The organism is Streptomyces sp. NBC_00414 (genome assembly GCF_036038375.1).
In the GTDB taxonomy this organism is placed as follows: Bacteria; Actinomycetota; Actinomycetes; order Streptomycetales; family Streptomycetaceae; genus Streptomyces.
Window position 1 is genome coordinate 7,959,926 of sequence record NZ_CP107935.1, and the last position, 15,193, is coordinate 7,975,118.

At 71.0% G+C, this 15,193-nt stretch carries 11 protein-coding genes; 9 read left to right on the forward strand and 2 right to left on the reverse strand.

The window, feature by feature from the left end; translation table 11 throughout:
• Nucleotides 1-65 precede the first annotated feature (65 nt).
• From OHS59_RS34630 to OHS59_RS34650, 5 genes are all read left to right on the forward strand, one after another.
• Nucleotides 66-1,037, forward strand: a complete 972-nt coding sequence (locus OHS59_RS34630; RefSeq protein ID WP_328497285.1) for an ABC transporter substrate-binding protein — start codon at nucleotides 66-68, stop codon at nucleotides 1,035-1,037.
• A 209-nt stretch (nucleotides 1,038-1,246) separates the two neighbouring features.
• Entirely contained in the window at nucleotides 1,247-2,326 is a 1,080-nt protein-coding gene (locus OHS59_RS34635; RefSeq protein ID WP_328497286.1) for an LLM class flavin-dependent oxidoreductase, read from the forward strand.
• Complete coding sequence (locus OHS59_RS34640) at nucleotides 2,323-3,510, forward strand: LLM class flavin-dependent oxidoreductase (RefSeq protein ID WP_328497287.1); 1,188 nt, start codon at nucleotides 2,323-2,325, stop codon at nucleotides 3,508-3,510. Before OHS59_RS34635 ends, OHS59_RS34640 begins: the two co-directional genes overlap by 4 nt.
• A 4-nt stretch (nucleotides 3,511-3,514) precedes the next feature.
• Nucleotides 3,515-4,300, forward strand: coding sequence for a DUF1684 domain-containing protein (locus OHS59_RS34645; RefSeq protein ID WP_328497288.1), 786 nt, complete (start codon nucleotides 3,515-3,517; stop codon nucleotides 4,298-4,300).
• Nucleotides 4,301-4,609: 309 nt separating this feature from the next.
• Entirely contained in the window at nucleotides 4,610-5,515 is a 906-nt protein-coding gene (locus OHS59_RS34650) for a S1 family peptidase (protein ID WP_328497289.1), read from the forward strand.
• A gap of 113 nt (nucleotides 5,516-5,628) precedes the next feature.
• Here OHS59_RS34650 and OHS59_RS34655 read toward each other — a convergent pair whose 3' ends face one another.
• A complete protein-coding gene (locus OHS59_RS34655; RefSeq protein ID WP_443061664.1) occupies nucleotides 5,629-6,492 on the reverse strand; it encodes an alpha/beta fold hydrolase in 864 nt (287 codons plus the stop codon).
• 107 nt (nucleotides 6,493-6,599) lie between these two features.
• On the opposite strand from OHS59_RS34655, the gene OHS59_RS34660 reads away from it, so the two are divergent.
• Entirely contained in the window at nucleotides 6,600-7,628 is a 1,029-nt protein-coding gene (locus OHS59_RS34660; protein ID WP_328497291.1) for a slipin family protein, read from the forward strand.
• 286 nt (nucleotides 7,629-7,914) lie between these two features.
• Nucleotides 7,915-8,997 (forward strand): S1 family peptidase, encoded by a 1,083-nt coding sequence (locus OHS59_RS34665; RefSeq protein WP_328497292.1) that lies wholly within the window; start codon nucleotides 7,915-7,917, stop codon nucleotides 8,995-8,997.
• 146 nt (nucleotides 8,998-9,143) lie between these two features.
• On the opposite strand, the gene OHS59_RS34670 is transcribed toward OHS59_RS34665, so the two are convergent.
• On the reverse strand, nucleotides 9,144-10,181 hold the full coding sequence (locus OHS59_RS34670; RefSeq protein WP_328497293.1) for a DUF3533 domain-containing protein: 1,038 nt from the start codon (nucleotides 10,179-10,181) through the stop codon (nucleotides 9,144-9,146).
• Nucleotides 10,182-10,336: 155 nt separating this feature from the next.
• On the opposite strand from OHS59_RS34670, the gene OHS59_RS34675 reads away from it, so the two are divergent.
• Both OHS59_RS34675 and OHS59_RS34680 read left to right on the forward strand, forming a co-directional pair.
• Nucleotides 10,337-13,942 carry a DNA polymerase III subunit alpha gene (locus OHS59_RS34675; protein ID WP_328497294.1) on the forward strand — a complete coding sequence of 1,202 codons (3,606 nt, stop codon included), beginning with the start codon at nucleotides 10,337-10,339 and terminating at the stop codon, nucleotides 13,940-13,942.
• On the forward strand, nucleotides 13,939-14,913 hold the full coding sequence (locus OHS59_RS34680) for a DNA polymerase Y family protein (RefSeq protein WP_328497295.1): 975 nt from the start codon (nucleotides 13,939-13,941) through the stop codon (nucleotides 14,911-14,913). The genes OHS59_RS34675 and OHS59_RS34680 overlap by 4 nt, the downstream gene beginning before the upstream one ends.
• Nucleotides 14,914-15,193 lie beyond the last annotated feature (280 nt).

Consider the following 15,193-nt stretch of genomic DNA (forward strand, 5'->3'; position numbering starts at 1 on the left):
CCGACCGCCGTCCGTTCGTCCCAGCCTCTCTTTCCCAGCCCTTCCTTCCACACCAGGAGTCAACCGTGACATCCCGACGCATCCTCGCCGCCTCCGTCGCAGCCCTCGTCGTCGCCCCGCTGCTCAGCGCCTGCGGCGGTGACAGCGACGCGGCGACCGGGACCGGCTCGTCCGGAACCAAGAAGGTCGGCGACATCAACATCGGCCCCGACCAGAACCGGATCCGCGGGAAGAAGGTCGACGAGATCGCCGCGCTCGTCCCGGCGGCGATCCGCGAGCGCGGCACGCTGAAGCTCGGCCAGAGCGCCGACGCCTCACCGCCACTCGGCTTCTACGCGACCGACGACAAGACGAGAATCGGGTCCGAGATCGACCTCGCGACCCTCGTCGCCGACACCCTCGGTCTGAAGCTCGACAACGACGAGGTCTCCTGGGAGAACCTCTTCGTCGGCCTGGACAGCGGCAAGTTCGACGCCGTCTTCTCGAACGTCACCGTCACCGAGGAACGCAAGGAGAAGTACGACTTCGCCACCTACCGCCTCGACAACATCGCGTTCGAGGCGAAGAAGGGCAGCGGCTGGAAGGTCGACGGGCCCGAGGACGTGGCGGGCAGGACGATCGCGGTCTCCTCCGGCACCAACCAGGAGAAGATCCTCGTCGACTGGAGCAAGCAGAACGAGAAGGCGGGCCGCAAGGCCGTCACCATCAAGTACTTCCAGAAGGACACGGACTACTACCTGGCTCTCCAGTCGGGCCGTATCGACGCCTATCTGGGCCCGAGCCCGTCCGCCGCGTACCACGTGGCCAGCGCGGGTCAGTCGGAGGTCGTCGGCACGCTCTCGGGTGCCGGGGACGACCTCCAGGGCAAGATCGCCGCGACCACGAAGAAGGGCAGCGGGCTCGTCGACGCGTACGCGGCCGCCGTCAACAGCGTGATCGAGGACGGCAGTTACGCGAAGGTGCTCAAGCGCTGGGGCCTGTCGAGCGAGGCCGTTCCGAAGTCGGAGATCAACCCGCCGGGCCTGCCGAAGATCTGACACCCGGTGCCCGATGCCCGGCATCCGGCACCCGGCACCTGACGCCTGACGCCTGACGCCCGATGCCCGGAAATCGGATTCCGGCGCCCGACACCGACGGCACCTCACTGATGATCCCGTCCGCCGCCGCGACCGCTCGTCGCGGCGGCGGACGGGATCCCCCACCCACACAAACCTCCCAGCAAGCTCCCGGAAAGGTTCTCCCTCCCATGACGCCACCGAACGGCCGGGGGCTTCTGCACCTGGCCGCAGCCGTCGATCAGGAGGCGGCCCACGACGTCTCGGCCCACGTCGAGCTGGCGCGGCTCGCGGAGAGCGGCGGATTCGACTTCGTGACCCTGGGCGACACCTTCGCGCGGTCCGGGTTCGACGCGCTCGCCGTGCTGGCGCGGGTCGCGCCCGCCACGACTCGTGTCGGTCTGGTGCCGACCGTCACCACCACACACACCGAGCCGTTCCACGTCCAGGCAGCCGTGGCGACCCTCGACTGGGTCAGCCGCGGCCGGGCCGGCTGGTGTATCGACGTGTCGACCACCGAGGGCGAGGCCCGCCTCTTCGGTCGTCGGCACGCGGCCCCGGTCGACGCGCTGTGGCACGAGGCGGGACAGGTCGCCGACGTCGCCGCCCGGCTGTGGGACAGCCGGGGGAGCGACGCCAGGACACGCGACGAGGCGACCGGCCGCTTCACCGGCCACGACGGACTGCACCCTGTCGACTTCGAGGGCGACACCTTCTCCGTACGCGGCCCGTCGGCCGTGCCGCGCCCTCCGCAGGGGCACCCGGTGCGGGTCGTCGACGCCACGGACCGGCACGCCCGCACGACCGCGGCCCGGTATGCGGACGTGGCACTGGTCCAGGGCACGAACCCGGCACAAGTCGGCGCGATACGGGCCGAGTTGCAGGCCTCCGCGCTCGCCCACGGCCGTGACCCCGACGAGTTGCGTGTCCTCGCCGCCCTCACCGTCGACCTCGGTGACGGCGAGCGCGCGGCCGAGCCGGGCCACGGCGGGGGAGGCCCCCGGCAGACCGCGCAGGGCCCGCTGTACCGCGGCGGCCCCGTCGACCTCGCCGAACTGATCGCCGCCTGGCACGGGACCGGTGCCGCCGACGGCTTCCACCTCACCCCCGTCGAGCCCCGCCGAGACCTGGAACGCCTGGTCAACGGCACGGCCGCGCTGCTCCAGCACCGCGGGCTCTTCCGCACCTTCTATCCGGGCAGCACACTCCGCGAGCACCTGGGGCTGGGCCGGCCCGCCAACCGGTACGCCGTGACAGGGGGAACGTCATGACCGTACCCACGCCTGCCGGACGGTCCTCGCGCGAGCCCTCCCAGGAGTCCTTTCGCGAACAGGTGCACCTCGCCGCGCGCTTTCCCGACGCCGACGGCACCACCGTCCGGGCCGACCCGCGGTCGCGGTCCCGGACCGGCCTCGCGTCCTTCGAACGTCTCGCGCACACCGCCGAGCGCGGTCTGTTCGACTTCCTCCTTCTGCCCGAGGGGGCGCGTCTGCCCGAGCCCGTCACCGTGCTGAACGCGCTCGCCGCCGTCACCGAGCGGCTCGGGCTCGCCGCCACGGTCGACACGACCTTCAACGAGCCGTTCGAACTGGCCCGGCGGCTCGCCACGTTGGACCACGTGAGCGCCGGACGCGCCGCCTGGAACGTGGCGGTCTCCGACGCCTCCCTCGCCGGGGAGAACTTCCGGCGCGGCGACCGTCCCGACCACGGTGACCGGGGTGACCGCCCGGACCGGGGCGGTCTCGCGCACTCCCGACTCCGCCCGACCGGCGGGACCGAGACCCCGCTCGCCCGCGCCGCCGAATTCGTCCAGGTGTCACGGGAGTTGTGGGACTCCTGGACGCCGGACGGCATCGCGCGCCCCTTCGCGCACCGCGGCCGGCACTTCGACATCGCGGGCGAGTTCACCGTGCCGCGCTCCCCGCAGGGACACCCCGTCGTCATCCGGGCCGGCGACTCCTCTGAGGGACGGGAGTTCGCCGCGTCCACCGCAGAGGTGATCTTCACGCGGCACGGGACCCTGGAGGCGGGCCGTGAGTTCTACGCCGATGTGAAGGGCCGCCTCGCCGGGTACGGCCGTGACCACGAGGATCTGAAGATCATGCCCGAGGTCGCCTTCGTGCTCGGCGACACGGCCGCCGAGGCGCGGGAGAGGGCCGCCGAGATCCGGCGGACGCAGGAGGACCCGCCGAGCGGCCCGACCGCGAACGAGGAGCCCGGCCGGCGGTCCTTCGTCGGCACACCGGAGTCGGTCGCCGCCGAGATCGACGAGTCGGTACGGACCGGCGCGGCCGACGGTTTCCTCCTCGTACCGCATCCGACACCGGGCGGCCTCGACGAGTTCGTGGACCGGGTCGTGCCACTGCTCCAGGAGCGTGGCCTGTTCCGGACGGAATACACCGGCACGACGCTGCGCTCACACCTCGGGCTGCAGGAGCCCGTATGGAAGGGTTGATCACATGACGACGGACGCGTCCGAGGCCTGGAAGCACTGGCACCAACAGCGCACCGACACGGTCTCCGCGCCCTACGGCCCCTTGGCACTCACCGGCACGCACTGGATCGAAGATCATCCGGAGGGGCGACTTCCGGACATGCCCGGCCGGTGGGCCCTCGACGGCGACGCGGTACTGCTGACGGCCGAGGAGGCCGACGGCGTTCTCGTGGACGGACGGCCCCTGACCGGCGAGGTCAGGCTGTCGGCCGACCTCGGTCCGGTGGGCGACGCCCGGGTCGCGTACGGCGAGCGCCGGTTCGTCGTCCTCGTCCGCGAGGGCCTCTGGGGCGTACGCGACTTCGACCCGGCCTCCCCGGCCCGGCAGGCGTTCCGTGGCATCGTGGCCACTCCGTACGACCCGCGCCGGTCGGTGCCGGGGCGCTTCACGCCGTACGGGGAGAACCGGACCGTGCGCGTCGGGAACGCGGACGGGCGGGAGCGGGGGCTCGGGCTCGACGGTGAACTCGCCTTCGTGCTGGACGGCCACGAGTCGACGCTGCAGGTGACGGTCCAGGAGGACGGCTCGCTGTGGGCCGTTTTCGCCGATGCGACCAGCGGACACGGCAGTTACCGCTTCCGGTTCCTGCGACCGGCGGCGCCCGACGCGCAGGGGCGCACGACGGTCGACTTCAACCGGGCTCTGCTTCCGCCGTGCGCATTCGCGGACCACTTCATCTGCCCATTCCCGCCACCGGGGAATACCCTGGGCGCGGAGATTGCGGCCGGAGAGCGCGATCTGCTCCGGTAACGCGTCCTGCCTGATCTGTACTGCCGTCGATCCGCACAGTCCGATCCGCACAGTCCGATCCGCACCGGCTGATCTGCACGCAACCCACACATCGGCGCCGACGAGATCAACTCCCGTGGGACATACGTAAGTTGAACGCCGCACGGCCGAAAGGCGCCCTTGCGTCCTTCGGGTGCGCGGCCAAATACTCCCCCCAGCGCCTTGTCAGGGGCACGGCGTATCCGGAATCCGGACACTCTGCCTCTGGCGTGCGCCTCACGGGCCCCGACCCCACGCGGGCCCCCGACTTCCCTTTGGAGGGAACGAACAGTGAGGACCAAGCGCACCACCCCCCGTAGTGGCATAGCGAGACGGACCCGGCTGATCGCCGTTACCACCGGACTCGTGGCCGCGGCCGCGTTCACCGTCCCCGCGGCGAACGCGAACGACGCATCGACGTTCAGCACGACTCAGCTGAAGAGCGCCAACTCCGCGGTGCTCAAGGCCGATGTGCCGGGTACCGCCTGGGCGACCGACGCGAAGACCGGCAAGGTCGTCGTCACGGTCGACAGCACCGTCTCCGAGGCGGAGATCGCGAAGATCAAGCAGGCCGCGGGCGCAAACGCCGGAGCCCTGCAGATCAAGAGCACCCCGGGAAAGATCAACAAGCTGATCAAGGGCGGCGACGCCATCTATGCGAGTAGCTGGCGCTGTTCCCTCGGCTTCAACGTCAAGAACAGCTCGGGAGCCGACTACTTCGTGACCGCCGGTCACTGCACCGACGGTGCCGGCACCTGGTGGTCGAACTCAGGGCACACGACCACCCTCGGCTCGACGGCCGGCTCCAGTTTCCCGACCAACGACTACGGGCTGGTGCGCTACACCAACACCACGGTCGCCAAGTCGGGCACCGCCGGCAGCGTGGACATCACCAGCGCCGCCACCCCGGCCGTGGGTACCAACGTCATCCGTACCGGCTCCACCACCGGTACACGTACCGGGCGGGTCACCGCCCTGAACGCGACCGTCAACTACGGTGGCGGCGACGTCGTCTACGGCATGATCCAGACCACGGTCTGCGCCGAGCCCGGCGACTCCGGTGGTTCGCTCTACGGCAGCAACGGTGTCGCCTACGGTCTGACCTCCGGCGGCAGCGGCAACTGCACCTCCGGCGGCACCACGTTCTTCCAGCCGGTCACCGAGGCCCTGAGCGCCTACGGCGTCAGCGTCTTCTGACAGGTACGCGCCCAACGCGAGACACTCGCGGTCCGACCTGCAGCCAGCAGCAGACGAGCCCCCGCACACCGTTCGCGGTGCGGGGGCTCGTCGTCCGCCGGTGCGGTGTCGGCTCAGCCGTCGGTCCGCGGTGTCGCGCACAGCCAGTCCAGTACGTCCGGAAGAGCCTCCAGCGCCGAGAAGTGGCCCCCCTTCGGGTCCAGTACGGGGCGGGCGCGGGGGATGTGCCGGGCCAGCCACTCGAAGTGGGTCACCGGGGCGAAGGTGTCCTCGGCGCCGTGCCACAGCAGCACCGGGCGGGTGATGCGCGCCGGGTCGAAGCCCCAGTGGCTCAGCAGCGCGAGATTGTCGTCGAGCCAGCCGTACGCCGAGGTGCGCAGCGCCTCACGGTAGCTGCGCAACAGCATGTCGCTCACGGCCGGGGCGGAGACGATCCGCCGGTCGGAGTCGGTGAGGCCGTCCCGGACCGACGCGAGGAGCTGGGCCGGGTCGGTCCGGATCTCGGCGGCCCGTGAGGCGAGCCGTTCCGCGAAGTCCACGGGGTCGGTCAGCGCCCGGGTGAACTCCTCGACGTTGGACTCCGCCATCCCCTCGAACCAGTTCAGCCCCTCGCTGGAGGGCGGCGCGAGGCTCGCCAGCGCGGCGGCCCGCCGTACCCGGGTCGGCAGCAGCGCCGCGCAGGCCAGCGCGTGCGGGGCGCCGCCCGCCCGGCCCAGCACCGCGAACCGGTCCAGTTCGAGCGCGTCGGCCAGCGCGGCCACGTCCCGCGCCGCCTGCGCCACCCGGCGTCCGGGACCACGGTCGGAATCCCCGTACCCGGGCCGGTCGTACGCGATGAACCGCACCTCGGGGCGTGCCTCGATCATGTCGAGCGGCACCACCCCCGTCCGGCAGCCCGGTGTGCCGTGCAGCAGCACCACCGGCGTGCCATCAGGGTCGCCCCACTCCTCGAACGCCAGCCGCCGTCCGTCCCGCATCCGTATCCCGCCAGGCACCTCTGTCCTCCATCTCCCCTTCGCCCGCGCGCCGGAGTTACCGTCGAAGTACACACCTTTTGCGCCCGTTACGGACCCTGGGGGTCGTCATGGTCGAGGAGCTGGTGACGGCGGGAGTGGCACTCGCGTCCGTCGGAACGGTGTACGTGATGGCCGCGGCCCGAGTCGTCAAACAATACGAGCGCGGGGTGGTGCTCCGGCTCGGAAAACTGCGATCCGGGGTGCGCAGTCCGGGCTTCACCATGATCATGCCCTTCGTGGACCGGCTCCAGAAGGTCAATATGCAGATCGTGACGATGCCGGTGCCCGCACAGGAGGGGATCACCCGGGACAACGTCACGGTCAGGGTGGACGCCGTCGTCTACTTCAAGGTGGTGTCCGCCGCCGACGCGGTCATCAAGGTCGAGGACTACCGGTTCGCGGTCTCGCAGATGGCGCAGACGTCGTTGCGTTCGATCATCGGCAAGAGCGAGCTGGACGATCTGCTCTCCAACCGCGAGAAGCTGAACCAGGGCCTGGAGCTGATGATCGACAGTCCGGCCGTGGAGTGGGGCGTCTCCATCGACCGGGTCGAGATCAAGGACGTGTCGCTGCCGGAGACGATGAAGCGGTCCATGGCGCGCCAGGCGGAGGCCGACCGTGAGCGGCGGGCCCGGGTCATCAACGCGGACGCCGAACTGCAGGCATCCAAGAAGCTCGCGGAGGCCGCCGGAGTGATGTCGGAGCAGCCCGCCGCGCTCCAACTGCGGCTGCTGCAGACCGTGGTGGCGGTCGCGGCCGAGAAGAACTCCACGCTCGTACTGCCCTTCCCCGTCGAGCTGCTGCGGTTCCTTGAGCGGGCCCAGCCGGCCCAGCCGGCGCATCCGGCAGCGCCCCGCGCCCACGCGCGGCGGGTGCCGGCGGAGCAGGTGCCGGGGGCCGAGGAGCCGCAGGCGCTGCCCGAATCCCAGCCGTCCCCGGACGGGTCCTCGGCCCGGCCGCCGGTTCGGTCCCAGGAGCTGCCGGCTCAGGCGCTGCAGTTGCTGACCCAGTGGCAGCAATCGGCGCAGGAGCAACTCCCGCCCGTCGAGACGCCACTGGATCCGGACTTCGGAGGGTCGAAAACCGGACAGGACTAGACCTCACAGAGGGGCGTTAGTTACTCGCTCGTAGTATTTGCAATGGGGATCGACGTGGTGTGACAGCGCTCTTGTCAACGCGCGTCAACCGTGCGGGGGCGTACGTCGGTTGTGGTGCGCGCGTCCTGAAGTCGACCTTGTGTGCTCCCGTACGGCCTCGGAATAGTGGGCTGCGTCCGTTGGCATGGACGCGGCTTTTTTTATGAGTCGTCACCATTGCCACACCCTTTTCGGTCGCGATGGTCCCCACTACCGCCGCGTCCGACCCCCCACAGGAGGACACAAGTTGAAGCACCGACGCATACCCAGGCGGCGGGCCGTCGCGGTCGGCGCGGGCATCGCCGCGCTCGTCGCGGGCGGAGTCACCCTGCAGAGCGCGAACGCGAGTGAGAACACGCCCGCTCCCGGCGTGAAGACCCTCTCGGTCACGGCGGCCGGAAAGCTCGCCTCGACGCTCGGCCAGGACCTCGGCACCGACGCGGCGGGAACGTACTACGACGCAAAGGCCAGGAGCCTCGTCGTGAACGTGCTCGACCGGGCCGCGGCCGAGACCGTCGAGGCGGCCGGCGCCAAGGCCAGAATCGTCGAGAACTCCCTCGCCGAACTGAAGAGCGCCCGTACGACGCTGAAGCAGGACGCGACCATCCCCGGCACCTCGTGGGCACTCGACCCCGCGACCAACAAGGTCGTCGTCACCGCGGACCGTACGGTCACCGGCGCCGAACTGGCCAAGCTGACCAAGGTCGTCGACGGGCTCGACGGCACGACCGAACTCAAGCGGACGAAGGGGGAGTTCAAGACCTTCGTCGCCGGCGGTGACGCCATCACCGGCAGCGGCGGCCGCTGCTCGCTCGGCTTCAACGTGGTCAAGGGCGGCGAGCCGTTCTTCCTCACCGCCGGGCACTGCACCGAGGGGATCACCACCTGGTCGGACTCCTCCGGCACCGAGATCGGCGAGAACGCGGACTCCAGCTTCCCCGACAACGACTACGGCCTGGTGAAGTACACCGCGGACGTGGCCCACCCGAGCGAGGTGAACCTCTACAACGGTTCCGCTCAGCAGATCTCGGGTGCCGCGGAGGCCACCGTCGGGATGCAGGTCACCCGGAGCGGGTCCACGACCCAGGTCCACGACGGGTCGGTGACCGGTCTCGACGCCACCGTGAACTACGGCAGCGGGGACATCGTCAACGGGCTCATCCAGACCGATGTCTGCGCGGAGCCGGGGGACAGCGGTGGGTCGCTGTTCTCGGGGAGCAGCGCGGTCGGACTCACGTCGGGTGGCAGTGGTGACTGCACTTCTGGTGGGGAGACGTTCTTCCAGCCGGTGACCGAGGCACTGTCTGCGACCGGTACGCAGATCGGCTGACGGCTTCGCCGTCTTGCCGAGTACGCGCGAGCCCCGTTCCCACCGGCCTGGTGGGGGCGGGGCTCGCGCGTTGTTCGGAGGGTGCGGGTCCGCTGCGGCTGGGCGCGCGGTTCCCCGCGCCCCTTGGCGCCGCTTCGCGTGCGCCCCTAAAAGTCGCGGGGTTGAGCCTGCTCGCGTCGGGAGCCCGCCGCCAAGGTGATCGCTGTTCCCACGGCTGCCCAGGCCGAGAGGACCAGGAGTGAGGCGGTGATGTCGTTGCTCTTGAAATAGGCGATCGAGCGGGTCGCCCAGGTGCCGGCGCCCGGGGGCAGAGCCGGGCCGATCGCCTTCCAGAACGGTGGCAGCATCGGCGGAGGGAGGGCGCCGCCCGCGCTCGGATTGCCCAGGATCACCACCAGCAGCACGGCCACTCCGATGCCGACGATCCCGAAGACGCACTGGAGCGCGAGCGTGGCGGCTCCCACCGCGAAGGTGATGAGCGCGCCGAGTCCCCAGAGGGCGGCCACGCTCCCCGGCAGCGCTCCCAGCACCGGTCCCACGATGACCGCCCCGCCGAGTCCGCCGACGATCGAGACCAGGGCCATGGAGGCGAGCCGGATCACCGCGCGCCGGAGATTGGCCGGCCGGGCACCCGCGCTGATCGCCAGCGCCGACGCGCACAGATAGCCGCCCACGCACCAGCCGACGACCAGGTAGAACGGGGTGAGCCCGTTGGCGTCCTGGGCGTCGGCCGGGACCACGTCGACGGTCCGTACCGTGCGCCCCTGGTTCTTCTCCAGCTCGGTGGTGAGCGCGATCAGGGCGTTGGACAGGGTCTTGCCGCCGCCGGAGGCGACCAGCAGGGTGTCGGTGGTGCCGCCCGGGTCGACCAGCAGGGCGCCGTCGATGTCACGGTTCGCGATCTGCTTACGTGCCGTCGCCTCGTCGGTGAGCGTCCGGGGATCCAGGGGCTCGCCGGGCAGCTTTTCGAGCCGGGCCACCGTCTGCCCGGCGGCGGCGCCCGGCGCGACCACCCCGAATGCCACGTCCTTCGGCTTCGGATGGTGCAGCGCCCCCACGTACGAGGCGATGAAGAGCAGCTGCAGGGCGACCACGCCGATGACGAGCAGCGTGGCCCGTGGGGTGACCGCGTCCTTGACCTCGTCGAGGAAGGACTTGGGCGGGGCCTCTGCTGTCCGTGCCATGCCCTCACGGTCCGGGTCTCGCGACGTTTGCGCAGGTGGGGCGGGTCCGAACGGATGTCGTACAGATGTTCGAGACATGGTCTATGGTGGAGGTGAGGATCCTGGGAACAAACGTTCGAGGGCTGTTGTGGAAGCCCCTGGTGGTGGAGGTGCGCGTGTCCGGCTTCACGCATCTGCACACCGCTTCCGGGTTCTCCCTGCGGTACGGGGCCTCCCATCCGGAGCGTCTCGCCGAGCGTGCCTCGGAGCGGGGCATGGACGCGCTGGCGCTCACCGACCGGGACACCGTCGCGGGCGCGGTCCGCTTCGCCAAGGCCTGCGCCACGCAGGGGGTGCGCCCGCTGTTCGGGGTCGACCTCGCGGTCGAAGAGCCGGTCAGGAACTCCGCCGGGGAATCCTCCGGCAGGAGGTCCGGCAGGGAGTCCGCCGGAGGGCCTGTACGGGGAGAGCGGCGCCGGGCTCCCGTGCGCGGCGGTGCCTTCGTCGACGAGTCGGCGCCCCGGGTGACCTTCCTCGCCCGGGACGGCGCGAGGGGCTGGGCCGATCTCTGCAGAATCGTTACTGCCGCGCATGCGGGGGAAGGGCGGCCATGGCTGCCCTGGGCGGAGAACCACGCCGAGGGACTGACCGTGCTGCTCGGCCCGGCCTCCGACGTCGGCCGCGCGCTCACCGCCGGACGACCCGACCGGGCCGTGAAACTGCTCGCGCCCTGGCGGGAGGTGTACGGCGACGCCCTGCGCCTCGAAGCGGTCTGGCACGGCCGCGAGGGCACCGGGCCCGGTTCCCTGCGGCTGGCCGCCCGTACCGTCGGCTTCGCCGCCGAGCAGGGGGTGCGCCCGGTGCTCGCCAACGCCGTCCGGTACGCCGACCCCGGCGCGGGCCCGGTCGCCGACGTGCTGGACGCCGCCCGCCGACTGGTCCCCATCGACCCCCGCAAGGAACTGGACAGCGGCGAGGCCTGGCTCAAGGGCGCGGATGCCATGCTCGCCGCCGCCGAACGGGTCGTCGAGGCCGCCGGCTACCGCCGTGACACCGCCCATCGGCTGCTCGACCGGACCAGGGCCACCGCCGCCGAGTGCCTGGTCGACCCGGAGGACGACCTCGGGATCGGCACCGTGCACTTCCCCGAGCCGCACCTCGTCGGTGCCGGGCGCCGCACCGCGCAGCGCGTACTGGCCTCGCGGGCGGCGGAGGGAATGATGCGGCTCGGACACGACCGCTCCTCCCGGGCACGTGAGTACTGGGAGCGGATGCACCGCGAGCTGGACATCATCGCCCACCACCACTTCGCCTCCTACTTCCTGACGGTCTCTCAAGTCGTGGACGACGTCAGGGGGATGGGCGTCAGGGTCGCCGCCCGCGGCTCCGGGGCGGGCTCGCTCGTCAACCACCTCATCGGCATCGCGCACGCCGACCCCGTCGAACACGGCCTGCTGATGGAACGCTTCCTGTCCAAGCGCCGCGCGGTCCTGCCCGACATCGACATCGACGTGGAGTCCGCGCGCCGCATCGAGGTCTATCGCGCGATCATCGGCCGGTTCGGCACCGAACGGGTCGCGACGGTGGCGATGCCGGAGACGTACCGGGTGCGGCACGCGGTACGGGACGTCGGCGCGGCCCTGTCCATGGACCCGGCCGACATCGACCGCATCGCCAAGTCCTTCCCGCACATCCGCGCCCGCGACGCCCGCGCGGCGCTGGCGGAACTGCCCGAACTCCGTTCCCTGGCGGAGGAGTTCCAGCAGAAAGGGGCGAAGTACGGGAAGTATGGAAGGCTGTGGGAGCTGGTGGAGTCATTGGACGCCCTGCCGCGCGGAGTCGCCATGCACCCGTGCGGGGTCCTCCTCTCCGACGCCTCGCTCCTCGCCCGTACGCCGGTCGTGCCGACCAGCGGTGAAGGGCTCCCCATGTCGCAGTTCGACAAGGAGGACGTCGAGGATCTCGGGCTGCTCAAACTCGACGTGCTGGGCGTGCGGATGCAGTCCGCGATGGCGCACGCGGTGGCCGAGGTGGAGCGGGCGACAGGGGACCATGTCGACCTGGACGCCGTCGCAGCCGAGGAGGGCGACCCGGAGACGTACCGGCTCATCCGGTCCACCGAGACGCTGGGCTGCTTCCAGATCGAGTCGCCGGGACAGCGGGACCTGGTCGGCAGGCTCCAGCCCGCGACCTTCCACGACCTCGTCGTCGACATCTCGCTCTTCCGCCCCGGACCGGTCGCGGCCGACATGGTGCGGCCGTTCATCGAGGCACGGCACGGCCGCGCGCCGGTCCGCTATCCGCACCCGGATCTGGAGAAACCACTGAAGGGCACGTACGGGGTCGTGGTCTTCCACGAGCAGGTCATCGACATCGTCGACATCATGACCGGCTGCGGGCGGGGCGAGGCGGACCGGGTGCGGCGCGGGCTGTCCGACCCCGAGTCGCAGGGGCGGATCCGCTTCTGGTTCGCGCAGCACGCGGCCTCACGGGGGTACGACGCGCAGACGATCGCCCGCACCTGGGAGATCGTCGAGGCCTTCGGGGCGTACGGCTTCTGCAAGGCGCACGCGGTCGCCTTCGCCGTGCCGACCTACCAGTCGGCGTGGCTGAAGGCGCACCACCCGGCCGCCTTCTACGCCGGGCTGCTCACCCACGACCCCGGGATGTACCCGAAGCGGCTGCTGCTCGCGGACGCGCGACGGCGGGGGGTGCCGATCCTGCCGTTGGACGTGAACCGGTCTTCGGTCGCACACAGTATCGAACTGGTGTCTGAATCTGAGGGCTTCGAAGGAGCCGGAGGGTCCGAGAAGGCTTCCGAGGAGATCTCCGGGAAGACCTGGGGTGTCCGGCTCGCGCTCTCCGACGTGCACGGGATCAGTGAGGCCGAGGCGGCCCGGATCGCGGAAGGGCGGCCGTACGCCTCGCTGCTCGACTTCTGGGAACGGGCCCGGCCGAGCCGTCCACTGGCCGGACGGCTCGCGCAGGTGGGCGCGTTGGACACCTTCGGCGCCAACCGCCGTGACCTGCAACTGCACTTGACCGAGCTGCACCGGGGCGCACGCGGTGGTGGCGGATCCCAACTCCCGCTGGGCGGTGGGCAGGAGACCGCTTCGGCCGGGCTGCCCGACCTCTCCTCGGCGGAGCGGCTCAGTGCCGAACTGGGCGTGCTCTCCATGGATGCCTCGCGCAACCTGATGGACGATCACCGGAAGTTCCTGGACGAGCTGGGCGTCGTCACGGCGCGCCGGCTGCGGGCGGCCAAGCACGGCGAGACGGTACTGGTCGCGGGTGCCAAGGCGGCCACCCAGACACCGCCGATCCGCTCCGGCAAGCGGGTCATCTTCACCACCCTGGACGACGGTACGGGCCTGCTCGACCTGGCCTTCTTCGACGACTCCCACGACACGTGCGCGCACACCGTCTTCCACTCCTGGCTCCTGCTCGTACGCGGAGTGGTGCAACGGCGCGGCCCGCGCAGCCTCAGCGTGGTCGGGGCGGCCGCCTGGAACCTCGCCGACCTGATGGAACTGCGGGACGCGGAAGGACTGGACGGAGTGGCGATGAGACTGGCCGAACCACAGGGAGGGCCCGCGGGAGAGCCTGGGGGAGGAGCTGGGGCCGAGGGCGGTTCCCGGGGCGCGGGGGATCCGACGGGCGGCCGTCGAATCCAGCTGCCCACGGGATACGAAATGCATCCGTGGGCGGATCTGCGTCCGGCGGGCGAAGGGCCCGCGAGCGGAAAGAAGTTGTGGCACCAGAGCCCGGGGAGTGCGGGATGACCATTCTCTGCGTACGTTTCCAGCTGCCGCCGATGTACGAGGCCGCCCTGCCCGGGCTCCTCGGCACGTTGGAGGAGTTCACCCCCGTCGTCGAGGCGCTGCCGCCCGACGGGGCGCTGGCCGATCTGCGGGGCGCCGAACGGTACTTCCGGCGGGACGTCGTCGAACTGGCCGCGCTGATCCGGGTACGGGCGCTCGCCTGGCACGGCGTCGACTGCGCGATCGGGGCCGGCCCCGGCCCGATGTTCGCGCGGATGGCCCTGCGGGAAGCCGCACCCGGGCAGACCCGGGTGGTCCCCGAAGGCCCCCGCGCCCTCAAGGAGTTCCTGGAGGAGCGGCCCGTGCGGGCGCTGCCCGGAGTCGGCACCGCCACTGCCCGCACCCTGTGCGAGTACGGCCTGGACAGCATCGGCAAGGTGGCCGCCGCGCCGCTGTCCACACTGCAACGGCTCACCAGCGCCCGTACCGGCCGCGAACTGCACGAGATGGCGCAGGGCATCGACCGCGGCCGGGTCGTGCCGAACGCCGTCTCCCGGTCGCTGGCCGCCGAACGGCCTTTCCCGCGCGACGAGTTGGACCCCGCCCGGCACCGGCGCGCACTGCTCTCCGCCGCCGGGGAACTGGGCGCACGGCTGCGCGCCCTGGAGAAGGTGTGCCGCACGCTCACCCTCACCGTCCGCTACGCCGACCGCTCCGCCACCACCCGCAGCCGTACGCTCCCCGAGCCGACCGCCCACTCCTCGGCGCTCACCGACGCCGCGTACCGCATGTACGAGGGGCTCGGTCTGCAGCGGGCCCGGGTCCGTGGCGTCGCTCTGCGGGCCGAGGGTCTCGACCCCGCCGAACAGGCCTCCTACCAGCTCACCTTCGATCCGGTGGACGAGAAGGTGCGGCGTCTTGAGGAGGTGGCGGATCGGGTGCGGGAGAAGTTCGGGGCGGGGGCGGTGGTGTCGGGCGCGTTGGCGGCGTAGCCGGGTTCTGCCGTTCGGCCCTGGGTCGAACTAGTCGGTGAGGGTGAAGTTCGGGCATTGCGTGACCGTTTGCCACCCATTGCGCCGTACGGTCCCATCAGGCCCGCCTGGTGACGGTTCAACGACACGTGTCAGCGCTCCCGGTTACCACCGGAAGTTTTTACTGACGCGTAACTTCACACCTTTACTACTCACTCGTAACTTGAAAGCAGAACAGCATCCTCGTGATCCGGATCACAGGGCGTACGGCCTCGTCACTCCCTTGAGCCGCAAGGAGATC

Excerpts from the sequence above, each read along its gene's own strand:
- OHS59_RS34645 (WP_328497288.1), top strand. The coding sequence starts at position 3,515 with ATGACGACGGACGCGTCCGAGGCCTGGAAGCACTGGCACCAACAGCGC.
- OHS59_RS34680 (WP_328497295.1), top strand. The coding sequence starts at position 13,939 with ATGACCATTCTCTGCGTACGTTTCCAGCTGCCGCCGATGTACGAGGCC.
- OHS59_RS34640 (WP_328497287.1), top strand. The coding sequence starts at position 2,323 with ATGACCGTACCCACGCCTGCCGGACGGTCCTCGCGCGAGCCCTCCCAG.
- OHS59_RS34635 (WP_328497286.1), top strand. The coding sequence starts at position 1,247 with ATGACGCCACCGAACGGCCGGGGGCTTCTGCACCTGGCCGCAGCCGTC.
- OHS59_RS34655 (WP_443061664.1), bottom strand. The coding sequence starts at position 6,492 with ATGCGGGACGGACGGCGGCTGGCGTTCGAGGAGTGGGGCGACCCTGAT.
- OHS59_RS34670 (WP_328497293.1), bottom strand. The coding sequence starts at position 10,181 with ATGGCACGGACAGCAGAGGCCCCGCCCAAGTCCTTCCTCGACGAGGTC.
- OHS59_RS34660 (WP_328497291.1), top strand. The coding sequence starts at position 6,600 with ATGGTCGAGGAGCTGGTGACGGCGGGAGTGGCACTCGCGTCCGTCGGA.